Genomic DNA, 13354 nt, shown 5'->3' on the forward strand with positions numbered 1-13354 from the left:
ACCTTAATAGATAAAGCTGTTGACAACTTGTATATACATGACTTAATCTTGTATATACAAGATGTTGAAAGCGTTATATTATTTTTTACGCTACTTCATTTCGCAAGAAAGGAATGAGCATGAATGGAAGCAATGAACAAGACTTTAATTCCTCAAGATAAGGACTGGTGGCGCAAATCAGTGGTCTATCAGGTTTATCCCAAAAGTTTTAACGATACAACGGGCAAAGGAACCGGTGATATAAGAGGACTGACGCAAAAGCTGGATTATTTAAAAAAACTGGGTGTGGATATTGTCTGGTTGCAGCCTGTATATGTCTCACCACAACGTGATAACGGGTATGATGTAGCCGATTATTGCCAGATTAATCCCGATTATGGAACAATGCAGGATTTTGAAGAATTGAGCGAGGGAATCCGGGCGCGTGGGATGTACCTAATGATCGACATCGTGGTTAACCATTCTTCCACAGAACATGCCTGGTTCCAGGAGGCACGGCTTTCTAAGGATAGTGAGTATAGGGACTACTATATCTGGCGTGATCCAGCACCCGATGGTGGACCTCCAAACAATTGGGTTTCCAAATTTGGTGGACCAGCTTGGCAATATGACGAGGCAACAGGCCAATATTTCCTGACACTGTTTGATAAGACTCAGGCGGATCTAAACTGGGAAAATCCCAAAGTCCGTCAAGAAGTTGTCAATCTGCTGGAATTTTGGGCTGAGAAGGGAGTTAGTGGTTTCCGACTGGATGTCATTAATTTGATTTCCAAGGATCAGCAATTCTCGGACGATGATAGAAGCACGGCTCCTGGCGACGGACGTAAGTATTATACGGACGGTCCACATGTGCATGAATACATCCATGAGTTACATGAGAAAGTATTTGCCAAACAGAATAGCGTCACTGTGGGTGAGATGTCCTCCACCTCACTGGATCACTGCATCCGTTATTCCAATCCAGAGAGAAAAGAATTGTCCATGACCTTTAATTTTCATCATTTGAAGGTGGATTACCCAAATGGACAGAAGTGGGAACTCATGCCATATGATTTTGAAATGCTGAAAAAGCTATTTTCGGATTGGCAAACGGGCATGCAACAGGGTGGCGGCTGGAGTGCATTGTTTTTTAATAATCATGATCAGCCAAGGGCAATCTCTCGCTTTTTGGATGATGGCGAATACCAAGCGGAAAGCGCTAAGCTGCTGGCAACCACGCTACATGGTCTTCAAGGAACGCCTTATATATTTCAGGGTGAAGAGATTGGGATGGCCAACCCGCAGTGGGCAGACATTGAAGAGTTTCGGGATGTTGAATCTCTGAATATGTATCGTATCTTACAGGAGCAAGGCAAAAGTGCAGAAGAAGCATTGAATATCATTCGAGAGCGGTCTCGTGATAATTCGAGAACACCGATGCAGTGGGATGGTACTCGCAATGCGGGCTTCACTTCAGGTACTCCCTGGATTAAGGTAGATGAACGATATCCACAGATTAATGTTCAGGCTCAGTTAGAGGACCCGAACTCTATCTATCACCATTACCGTAAGCTAATTCAACTGCGTAAGACGGTGCAAGTCATTACCGATGGGAATTATCTACGCCTGGACGAAGCTCATCCTCAGGTCTATGCCTATCAACGCAGCAATGAAGAGGAGACTTTGATCGTCATCTCCAATTTTAGCGGACAGAATACGCAATTCCGTATACCGGATTCATTTTATTCATCATTAGAAAATCAAGCGTTGGATGCGGCTGAGCTCTTAATTGGTAATACTCAGCACGCCCCGGAGCTAAAACAAGTGATCTCTTTGACCCCATATGCTTCCTATATGTGGATTGTTCGTAGACTTAGTGAATAGTATGGAGACATCTAGTAGCACCCCGGGCACGTTATCTTTGATAACCGGGGTTGCTGCTTTAAAATGAGCGAACGTTAAGGGAGTGGGCTAAATGGCGATTGAAAGATCACAGGTAGAAGACATTATAAAAGCCGTTGGTGGCAAAGACAACATAGAGGCCTCTACGCATTGCGTAACTCGTCTGCGATTTGCCCTTTATGATGATAAGCTGGTAGACAAAGATGCACTCGAACAAAATGATCTGGTCAAAGGCCAATTTTCTTCACAAGGACAGTATCAGGTCGTAATTGGCCCAGGTCTGGTGGATAAGGTATATGACGAAATGATCTCCATTACAGGAGGTAGTCGGGCTTCTAAAGACGATGTCAAAAATGCGGCAAGCAAAAAACAAAATCCAATTCAGCGTGCCATCAAGACGCTGGCAGATATTTTTATCCCTATCTTGCCCGCAATCGTGACTGCAGGCTTATTGCTTGGAATAAATAATATTTTGACTGGTAAGGGAATCTTCTTCGAAGGAATGGCTCTGGTTCAGGTCTATCCTCAATGGACCGACTTTGCTGCTATCATTAACATCATTGCCAGCACCGCATTTACATTTCTACCTGCCTTAATTGGATGGTCGGCCGTTGTCAGGTTTGGCGGCAGTCCTTTACTCGGGATCGTACTGGGTCTGATTCTGGTTCATCCGGATCTGCTAAGTGCATACGGTTATGCGGATGCGGTTACAAAGGGCACCGTTCCGGTTTGGAATTTGTTTGGGTGGGAAGTGAACAAGATTGGTTATCAAGGACAGGTTTTACCCGTTTTAGTATCCGCTTACGTGCTCGCCCACATTGAGAAATTCCTAAATAAGAAGATAGCGGATTCATTTAAGCTGTTACTCGTAGCACCGATTACATTATTAATAACGGGATTTCTGGCTTTTACAGTGATCGGTCCGGTTACTTTTATGATTGGTAATGCCATTACGTCTGGTCTTGTATACGTTTTCGATTTGGCACCTGCGCTGGGAGGCCTGATTTATGGAGGCTTGTACTCCTTGCTCGTGATTACGGGAATGCACCATACTTTCCTGGCGGTGGACGTGCAATTAATTGGTACGCAGGGTGGAACATTCCTTTGGCCGATGCTGGCGCTGTCCAATATCGCTCAGGGTGCCGGAGCACTGGCAATGATGCTGGTATTGAAGGAGCAAAAGGGAAAAGGATTGGCTCTTACCTCTTCAGTGTCTGCATTTCTGGGTGTAACCGAGCCTGCCATATTCGGAGTGAATATCCGATATAAATATCCGTTTGTATTCGCAATGATCGGTTCCGGTATTGCAGGTATATTGCTCACCGTAAATCATGTGATGGCTTCTTCCATTGGTGTGGGCGGGATTCCAGGCTTCTTGTCTATTTTCCCAAACAACTGGGGTGTATTCTTCATCGGGATGGCGATCGTGTTAATTGTGCCGTTTGCTTTAACTTTAATGTATGGCAAGTTGTTAACTAAGCGCCGTCAGGCTGCACCAGCCAATGATTCCGTAAGGAAAGACTCGCTTCCGCAAAATACCGCACTAGATGTGCTTGAAGTGAGGACTCCCGTACGAGGACGTGTTGTACCGTTAGAACAAGTTCCTGACCCGGCTTTTGCCGAACGGCAGATGGGTCAAGGTATAGCAGTGGAACCGAAGGATGGCAAAATTCTTGCCCCTTTCAGTGGGCAAGTCATTCACATCATGGTGAAAAGCAAGCATGCCTTGATCTTAGAGCATCCGACAGGTGTACAGATTCTGGTACATGTGGGAATTAACACGGTGTCCCTGAAGGGGGAAGGATTCACCATGCATGTGGAGACAGGTCAAACCGTAAAGCAAGGCCAGCTATTGATGGAATTTGACCGTGAGCTGATTCAGAAATCGGGATACCCCATTATTACACCAGTCATTGTCCCGGATGGTCAGAGTATGATTGAATCGGTTGAGGAACTGCCGGGTGAGGCAGACGATTTGCAGTATACCTTAATGAGAATTCATTTGAATTCTTCATCAGACAATACGAATTAAGTAAGATTCATCGTACAGCCTATTTTAGTGAACAGGAAGTGAAAGGATGCTACAATGAACGTGGTGATGAAAATTGACAAAGAATATATTTTTGCAAATTTATCAGGAGTACTCGGGACGAATCCAGACAGGCGAATTGGCTCCAGGCACGAAAATGCCATCTGAAAATGAACTGGCCCGAGAGTATAACACTTCTCGCGAAACCGTACGTAAGGCACTTCACATGCTTGCACAAAATGGGTATATCCATAAAATAAAAGCTAAAGGATCTTTTGTTCTGGATATGGGACGGATGGATTTCCCTATAGGAGGCTTGGTCAGTTTCAAGGAAATGTCTGAACGGATTGGGCGTACATCACGAACAATTGTACATGAAAATCATTTAATTCCAGTTCCAGATGACATAGCCAATCATCTTGAGATTAACAAAGACAAGTATTTGGTCTGGAAAGTTATTCGTGCGCGTGAGATTGAGGGTGAATGCGTCATACTGGATAAAGATTACTTTCGATCAGACATTGTACCTGTGCTTACCGAGGAAATTAGTCGTGGGTCCATCTACGAATATTTGGAGGGAGAACTCCATCTTCAAATCAGCTATGCCAAAAAAGTGGTTTCCGTAGAAAATGCAGACGAAGAAGATCATAAACTGATGGACCTTCAGAACTACACTCATGTGGTCGTAGTACGTAACTATGTTTATCTGGAGGACACCACCTTGTTCCAGTATACCGAGTCAAGGCATCGGTTGGACAAATTCCAATTTGTCGACTTTGCCAGACGTTCCCACGGTGAAGAGAAAAGAACTGATTTTTTTAAATAACGATCAATAAAACAGTTAAGAAACCCCGTCTTTTGAAGACGAGGGTTTCTTTTTTACCTTGGATGCAGCTGCTGAGCAGCTTGTATACTGGCATTTGAGGGATTTGAATTTGCGTTTTATCCAAAAGCTGTTTATAGAATATTAAAAGGTTATATACTGTTTAGAATACAATTCCATGATCAGTGCAATGGGAATGAGGTGTATGTTATTTATGTATAGAGTGGCTATCTGCGATGATGAGCACAAGCACAGAGAACTTGTTAAAAATATGCTGATTACTTTGTCGTTAAAGACCAATATAGAATTTAAAGTTGAATTATTCGACTCAGGAGAACAGCTGGTATCTTATTATCAAAACTATGAGTCTCCATTCCATATCTTAATATTGGATGTTGAAATGAATGGCATAAACGGAATTCAAACCGCCCAAAAAATAAGGAATTTAAATCATCTAGATGAACAGATTGTTTTTTTAACGAGCTACCCTGAATATATGGTGGAAAGTTTTGACGTAGTCACATTTCAGTATTTAATAAAACCGATTGCTCCCCATATCTTTGAGGAAAAAATGATAAAGCTGTGTCAATATTTTCAATCTCTCGATAAAAAATTCGTTATCATCAAGTCAGCTTATGAGGAAGTGCTTTTAAAATATGATGATATCATTAGTATTGAAGTGGTCAAAAGCTTAACCATAAAAAACAAACTGCATTTTGTAACCTCTACTCAAACCTATGATAGCAAAGGGATTCTTTCGGACTATGCTTCAGCATTAAAAGAACATAATTTTCTACAAATTCATCGTTCGATTATTATAAACTTAATTCATGTGAAAAAATTTGCTGGCGGTGATGTTTTGATGTCAAATGATGTGAAGTTACCTATTGGGCGTTCTAAAATAAAAGAAGTTAAAGATCTATATACCAAATTTATGATCATGAAGATGCATTAATATGATGGAATATAGCTACCTGCTTCTTAACCTATGTGTTGTACTGGTGATGTGCTTTCAAGTGAATTTTTACTTTAACTCGGTTTTTGATAAGTCCAATCGAAAGCCAAATAGATTCATATATTTCATTATTTTCGGGTTGCTGAACATCTTATATTTAAGTGTTTATCTGTCTCCTACGCTATCCTCGATTTTGGCATTACTTGTCATATTTAGTTTAGCGCAATCTTATACAGTGGAAATAAAGACAAAGATCATTTTTTCTATCCTTTATGCTGTATTGATAACCATCGTTAATTTTATATCTCTTTATATTTTATATGCTGTAGGCTCCGTTAAAATTAGCAACTTTAGCCATTTGGGTGGGCAAGATCACTTGATATCCTCTAAGGTTATGTTACTCAGCTGCATTATCATGTTTGCTGTCATTCAGATTATACGGCTATTTGCCAAACGCAGAACCTTCCCTTTGCAGCATCGTTACTATATTTTATTTTTAATCGTTCCCATCATAAGTTTATACCAGGTCAATGTTTTATCTGTTTATAGTGAAAAGAATATGTATTATTTTGGTTCTATTATTAGCTTTATTTTTTTAAATGTTTTTATCATATATATTTTCGATAATATCATTGAAAAATTTCAATTAATGCATGAAAATGCTCAATTACAACATCAGATGGACTACCAAGATGCTAACTACGAAAAAACGGTTTACAGCTTCAAAAATATGAAAAGAATCATTCATGATACACACCAACAGTTTTTGTATATTGAAGAATGTATCAAGAGAAATGAATTGGCTGAGGCGAGTGAACATATTAAGGTTACATTAAATAAAATCGAAGGAGCCTATCAAAGGGTTAATACCGGTAATCTGGTTATAGATGCTCTTGTCACAAATAGTCTTAATATTGCTCAGGCCAATGGCATCAAGGTAGATACTCAGCTTAACTTGTATTCACAAAAAGTAAATATTGAACGTTATGACTTGTGTGTCGCTCTGGGCAATATGCTGGATAATGCCATAGAAGCATCTAAAAAGGTCAAGATTGCGGATGATAGGTACATTCTTATTAAAATACATTCCAATGAGTCCGCGCTTTTCATTCACATCCTGAATCATGTGGAGAATGAAGTGGCTCATTTGCATAGTCAAAAATCAAACCCGGATGTACATGGCATTGGCTTGACCAATATATCCAGAATATGTGACAAATACGGTGGGAATATGACCATTGAAACAAAAAATAAAGTATTCGATAATATGGCTTTATTGCCATTTTATAAGGACAATTCTTAGACATCTTGCTGTTTAGGGATTGTTTTTTTCGTTTCAGGGTGACTTTTTTATATAGAATCCTCGTTCATAGTATGATCAGTCCAGTAATAATCTGGGAACCCATAAGAGGAGGAAATATGGAATGAAGAAAATAATAGCTGTGTTCATTTCGGCTATGCTTTTTGTACTGCCGATGACGAATGCTTTTGCTCAAGACAATCCTGAACCCATTAAGGAAAAGGCTCGCAATCTGGCCTCGGAGCTGGTATCCAAATACGGTGCTAGCGGTGTGCAGTATGCCATTAGGGACCATGGAAACATCGTATTATCGGATAGCGTGGGTGTAAAGAATAAAGCAACCAACGAGCCAATCACCAAGGATACGATGTTCGGTATAGGCTCTACAAGCAAAATGTATGTATCTGCTGCAACGATGATGCTGGTGGATACCCATAAGGTAGATATTGATCAGCCGCTAACAACATACATTAAGGACTTTACAATGGCTGATGAAAGATACAAACAAATTACACCGCGTATGCTGTTAAATCATTCGTCGGGTCTTTACGGTGCCCACTATAAAAATAGTATGTTATTTAATGACAATGATACAGAAAATCATGATGAGCTATTGCTGAGATTACGATCAGAGACTTTAAAATCCAACCCCGGTGAATATTCTGTATATAGTAATGATAGTTTTCAATTGCTTGAAATATTGGTTGAACGGGTGAGTGGTCTAAGTTATACCGAATTTCTGGCAAAGCATATTAGTGCCCCTTTGGGTTTGAACTCTACGAAAACACCACTCGATCAGTTTGACAGACAAAAGCTGTCCAAAACTTATTTTCCTGCGATTGAGGGGGCCTTACCCGTTGAAAATGCCAATGTCATCGGGACAGGGGGCTTATACTCTACCGCAGAAGAGGTGGCTATGTTTTCAGAAGTATTAATGGGGAACAGACCCGATATTTTATCTGCACAATCGGCGAAGTCCATGCAAAGTCATGAATATCGAAAAGGAATATGGGTACCTGAAGAGACAAACAGCTTTAATTATGGGCTTGGCTGGGATGCGGTTCAGTTGGCACCGTTTAGTGATTACGGAATAACTGCGCTATCCAAGGGTGGGGATACTGTTTTGTATCACTCTACTTTGATCACCATACCAGAGCATCAAATTTCTATGGCTGTGCTTTCATCTGGAGGGTCTTCCATCTTAGATAGTATTTTTGCTTCTAACGTTTTATTGGAAGTTTTAAAAGATAAGGGCATCATTAAAGACATCATACCAGATAAAACATTTGAGGCTCCTGTAAAAGTGGAAATGCCATCTGATTTACTTTCTTATTCGGGATTATACGGTTCTGTGGGTACAACCATCAATGTAGAGATTAAAAACGGTGAGTTTGATTTACCTGCTTTTTTGGATGGATTCGTCCCGGCGCAAAAATATGTGTATACAGGTGATGGACAATTCAAAAGCAGTGATGGCAGTGTAGCCGTAAGCTTTGACAAACAAAAAAACGGGAAAACGTATATTAAGGCTAACATTTATTTAAACTTTCCGGGATTAGGCCAAATGGTTATGGTGATTTATGAATATCAAAAGCTTGATGCCAATCCTCTAAATACTACAGTTAAAAAGGCATGGGAAAATAGAAACGGGAAAAATTATTATGCTTTGGATGAAAAGATATCTTCCATATTTTATCTGGCCCCCTCATTTATAACAAAAAAAATATCCGTTGATCATGATGGATACGCAAGTGGTACTAAAATTGTGGATGAGAATAAAGCAGTAAATGCCGTTGAGATTCCTGTTATGAGTGGAAGAGATGCATTTGATCTGAATTTTTATACCAAGGATGGTTCGGAGTATTTAACCATAGATGGACAATCCTATATCAGTGAAGATGCTGTTAAACCTATCTTGGGAGGAAAATCAGTGTACACCATACCATCTAATGGCCAAGCCACATGGTATAAAATAGATAAAAACTCAGCCAATAAAACGATGACCGTTGATTTTCCAAAAAGCGGAGGCTTCGCTGTCTATGATGAAAACGGAGCGGTTGTACAATTTTCAACTGCTAGCAATAACAATTCGGTTGTACTGCCCAAAGGTGGCTTGATCGTTTTAGGTGGCCATGCAGGGGATGGATTTAAAATCAATTTGAATTAAGCGTGTAGCCGCTTCTGGAAATTCAGGAGCGACCGTTGCAGTGTTGGATGGTTATGAAGACAACCGCGAATCTTAAGTCGAATTGGCTTTTATATAAGGCCAATTCGACTCTTTCATTCGGCAGATGAGCCTAAATCCGTAATAGATAATTTTATATCGAAGGTTACGGGTATTTTGCTGAATTTGTAATCCCAATCATCCTTTACTTTTTTCCACACTTGAGGCTGCTCAATATTTAAACGTTCACCAAAACTGGCGACATCGACTTTATATTCTGATTGTAATTTGTGCATAAGAGACTTAATCCTTCTAGTCACTTCTTTTTCAAATTCTTTCTCAGCCTCTTTCATGTTTCGTGTCTCTGTCGGGTTCACTTTCTCATCCCAGTTTTCGATTAAACGTCCTTTGGATTCAATTTTTACGTGAAACGAGATATCGTTACCCTCGGTCACCTTCGCTGTTATTTTGCTTTTTACCGATTTGATCTCATAAGTTATAGCTTCATTCCGCTTGTCATACGTTTTGACAGCTCCGCCCTCAACATCACCTTTAATCCATGCAATGCTCTCTACGTCTTGTTGTCCCAAACTACCGATCCAGTGACCGGTGTCTCCTTTAATAACACCAGCACCCGAAAATTCTAATTCCCCATCGGATTCAGAAATGTTTTGCAATATATAGCTTTTTTTGGAGTGCATCAACCCATCCAATTCAGACAAATTGACTCCCCTCATCACCTTGCTGGTTCTGAAATGATTACGAAGCATATACAGAATATGAATGGATGGGACCTCGTCCTTATATTTGGTAACTAAGGTATCAGCTGCACGTTCCTTACTTAAGAAAACAAAACAACTCGGACGAATATCATTATCACGAAGCACAAAATCCATCAATTGCTGCATCGTCTGTTGTTCTGCCAATTTGGTGGAAACCACCATGACCTTTAGATGGTGACCAATAATCGGGCGATCCAGACGGAGGGATAATTGCCGGAAGATTTCAAGTAAAGAATCCCCGGTGGCAGCTATATTAATATAGTTTGGCCCTTGTCCACCACCTTGTTTTGCCGTGTTTCCAAAAGTCTTTTTGGGGACGATTTGCACAGTGGCAGTAATTTTATTTTTCTTGAAGTAACGGCTGCCTTCCTTTTCCAGGTCCTTTTCCACTGTGCTGGGCTCACCCTTATCCAGAGCCAGTCCTGTATACATGCTTAGTTCTTCTATTTCTCTGCTGCTCCAGCAACCGGCTTGAGTTACCAGGAGAATGAAGGCAAGCAGCAAAGATAGGATTTGTTGCCTATACATTTTGCTTCATTCCCTTCTTCCTGATCATGAAAACGATGGAGAGAAGTACCGGAACCAGAAAAAATAAAATGATTCCCATGTATCCGATCGCATCGCCTAGGCTAAACACTTCCATCATACGAACAGGAGTCATTGTGGAGATAAAGATAATTGGGATTAAGCCAAAAATCGCATAACGATATTTAAGGCCAAATACCTGTGAGACACCTAAGGATGCATTGAAGAAAAAACTGCAGAAATTACAAAACATTTGCATCATCCAGATTACCAGCAACGGAAACTCAAGACGTTCAAAAAGAAATCCGGAGATTTCAAAGCTGCGCATTAAATTAATGGTGGGCCAGGTACTTGTCATAGTAGAGTCCACCGATAACCCGCCGACTACCATAACTACTGTCAAAAAGTATAATACCCAAGGGATGCTGATTCCCACTACCATGGCCTTTATGGCTTTTTCAGGGTACTGCAAGAAAGCGACCAGTGTCATGATGACTTCACATCCAGTGAAAACAAGGACAGTCGACTTTAGCCCCTTAACTACTGGAAGAATACCGCTACTCAATACAGGACGAAGATGGTCAATTTCAAAGATCCTTAGGCTAAGGACAAAACAGATGAGTAAAAAGAAGAGACTGATCGGGAGTACAATCTGGTATAACCGCGCAATGGGATTAATACCTCCAAAAACCAGATAACTTCCCACCCAGATGAATGGAATCACAATCGCCCATATGGGTGTCCCTTCAAGCAAAAAATAAATCGTCACTTCAGCTAAAACACGAATCTCAAAGCCAGCGATGATGATAAAGTATATGATTAATAATAGACTTAAAAATCCTCCTGGAATGATACCGACGATTCTCCTGGAGTATTGATACACAGTGTTTCCGGGAAATTGTTGGCTTAATTTTACCATGAGCAACACCACTAATATGACAATACATCCGCCAAGCAGGACAGAGAGCCATGCATCCGGAGTCTTTACCGTTTCAGTTACACCTCTTGGCAGTGTCAAAATCCCTGCGCCCAATACCGTATTGGTCAGGAATACTGCCGCCTGTTTGGATGTAATCTTATCATCAGAACGTCTAAACACAATCCTTCCTCCTTCCTCCGGGTGCTATGATTTGCGCTTGCTTTGCTGAGTTTTCATCATAACGGGTCTTCGTTTCATCAGAGATATAGGGGCTCGAATGTACACATCCTTCCAGTCGCTTGGACGCATAGGGGAGAAGGGAGTCACATACGGTACGCCAAAGCTTTTTAATTTCGTCAGATGGATACAAATTAACAGAAAGAACAATACGGTTCCAAACATGCCCAGGATTGCTGCAAATAGCATGCCGACGAAACGCAAAAGACGCAAGGTAATGCCCGCACTATATGTCGGTATCGAAAACGAAGAGATGGCAGTAACCGAAACCACAATCACCAGGAACGGGCTAACAATGCCCGCATTGACAGCAGCATCGCCGATGACTAAGCCTCCCACAATGCCCATGGCAGGACCGATAGGTTTGGGCAATCGTATGCCGGCTTCCCGCAGGATTTCGATAGAGATTTCCAGAATCATAACTTCTATGACAGATGGAAAAGGAACGCCTTGACGGGTCTCGATGATGCTAATAATCAGCTTGGTTGGAATCAAACCGGGATGAAACGATATGAAAGAGATATATAAAGCAGGACCCATAAGCGCTATAAAAGCTCCGCAAAATCGTAACACGCGTAAAAGTGTCCCTGGAATCCAGCGCTCATAATAGTCCTCGGGAGATTGGAGTAGCATACTGAAGGTCACCGGAACAATAAGTGCAAAGGGAGTACCATCCAGCAGAATCGCTACTCTTCCTTCCAACAAAGCACTTATGACACGGTCGGGGCGCTCAGTGTTGTGAGCCTGCTGGAACGGACTTAAATAATTGTCTTCAATAAGTTGCTCCACATAACCGGATTCAGCTAAAAAGTCCATGTCTATTTTTGAAATTCTGCTGTTTACTTCTTTGAGGAGATCCGGATTCACAATATCCTTGATGTACGCGACAACCAGATCTTTTTTGATTCGGCTTCCCACTTGGAATTTCTTCATTTCCAGACTTTTGTTTATGCCTTGGCGTCGAAGCATCGAAGTATTTTCACTTAATACCTCCGTAAAACCGATCCTGGGACCCCGAAGTAATGCTTCAGAGGTTGGTTCATTGACGGAGCGAATGGCGCCATTAGGCGAGCCTACCAGCAGTGCTCCCTTCATTCCTTCAATTAATAAGGCAGTATGCCCTAAAAGTATAGACTCTTGCAGGTCCTCCATATCAGCAACTTCACTAATTTGCGTAAGCGGCATCAAGCTTTCTTTTATAAAAGAGCTATTTATACTTTCCTGCTGTTCCTGTGGGGCCTGCTGGCCGTCAAACATCAAGACCTCCAATACCTGCTTGCTCATTAGCTTTTCATCCTGCATACCATCTATGAAGACTAAAACGGACCGTGCATGATATTTCTTTACTACAAACTCACGAAAATGCACATCACTATTTTCGCCTATAGCTTCTTGGATCGACTTTAAGTCGGAATCGTAATTCCCTGTAATTTTGGAGCTTGGTTCATGCTGCTGATCAGCGTGGCCTTCGTTATGTTCGTCGGAAAGCGGATGATCAGAAGAATGTTTGGATTTTGACCCTTTACTGCCGACAAACGAATAAATCGATGTGTTTATATAAAAAATTCCTAAAGGAATAATCAACGCGAGGCCTGCTTGAAAGAGTGTACTCCAGCTTGGAATATAAGAAATTATTTTAGACCACATGATGATCACCTCCATACGATTAATTCATTTTTCCTTAAGATACAAGTTGTTCCTAAAGTATTCCTTATAAAGGTTGTATTTACTCATTAAAT

The 13354-nt window shown here is 41.0% G+C and carries 9 protein-coding genes; 6 read left to right on the forward strand and 3 right to left on the reverse strand.

What is annotated here, in order from left to right:
• The first annotated feature begins 123 nt into the window (after positions 1 to 123).
• The 6 genes from treC to MKY24_RS03360 all read left to right on the forward strand — a co-directional run bounded on the left by treC (position 124) and on the right by MKY24_RS03360 (position 9155).
• Positions 124 to 1863: an alpha,alpha-phosphotrehalase gene (gene treC / locus MKY24_RS03335; protein ID WP_339201410.1), complete on the forward strand. Its 1740-nt coding sequence runs from the start codon at positions 124 to 126 to the stop codon at positions 1861 to 1863.
• A gap of 91 nt (positions 1864 to 1954) precedes the next feature.
• On the forward strand, positions 1955 to 3913 hold the full coding sequence (gene treP, locus MKY24_RS03340; RefSeq protein WP_339201411.1) for a PTS system trehalose-specific EIIBC component: 1959 nt from the start codon (positions 1955 to 1957) through the stop codon (positions 3911 to 3913).
• 73 nt (positions 3914 to 3986) lie between these two features.
• Positions 3987 to 4736: a trehalose operon repressor gene (gene treR / locus MKY24_RS03345; RefSeq protein WP_075153708.1), complete on the forward strand. Its 750-nt coding sequence runs from the start codon at positions 3987 to 3989 to the stop codon at positions 4734 to 4736.
• Between the two features lie 211 nt (positions 4737 to 4947).
• A complete protein-coding gene (locus MKY24_RS03350; protein WP_339201413.1) occupies positions 4948 to 5688 on the forward strand; it encodes a LytTR family DNA-binding domain-containing protein in 741 nt (246 codons plus the stop codon).
• Position 5689: 1 nt separating this feature from the next.
• Positions 5690 to 6991 carry a sensor histidine kinase gene (locus tag MKY24_RS03355; RefSeq protein WP_071559340.1) on the forward strand — a complete coding sequence of 434 codons (1302 nt, stop codon included), beginning with the start codon at positions 5690 to 5692 and terminating at the stop codon, positions 6989 to 6991.
• Between the two features lie 121 nt (positions 6992 to 7112).
• On the forward strand, positions 7113 to 9155 hold the full coding sequence (locus MKY24_RS03360; protein WP_071559339.1) for a serine hydrolase domain-containing protein: 2043 nt from the start codon (positions 7113 to 7115) through the stop codon (positions 9153 to 9155).
• Between the two features lie 113 nt (positions 9156 to 9268).
• Here MKY24_RS03360 and MKY24_RS03365 read toward each other — a convergent pair whose 3' ends face one another.
• From MKY24_RS03365 to MKY24_RS03375, 3 genes are read right to left on the reverse strand one after another with little or no spacing between them, the layout of a single operon-like run.
• Positions 9269 to 10462 (reverse strand): Ger(x)C family spore germination protein, encoded by a 1194-nt coding sequence (locus MKY24_RS03365; protein WP_023986889.1) that lies wholly within the window; start codon positions 10460 to 10462, stop codon positions 9269 to 9271.
• Complete coding sequence (locus tag MKY24_RS03370; RefSeq protein WP_068941337.1) at positions 10455 to 11558, reverse strand: GerAB/ArcD/ProY family transporter; 1104 nt, start codon at positions 11556 to 11558, stop codon at positions 10455 to 10457. The genes MKY24_RS03365 and MKY24_RS03370 overlap by 8 nt, the downstream gene beginning before the upstream one ends.
• A 24-nt stretch (positions 11559 to 11582) precedes the next feature.
• Positions 11583 to 13262 (reverse strand): spore germination protein, encoded by a 1680-nt coding sequence (locus MKY24_RS03375; RefSeq protein WP_339201414.1) that lies wholly within the window; start codon positions 13260 to 13262, stop codon positions 11583 to 11585.
• Positions 13263 to 13354 lie beyond the last annotated feature (92 nt).

The organism is Paenibacillus sp. FSL P2-0322 (assembly GCF_037975315.1).
GTDB classification, from domain to species: Bacteria; Bacillota; Bacilli; order Paenibacillales; family Paenibacillaceae; genus Paenibacillus; species Paenibacillus polymyxa_B.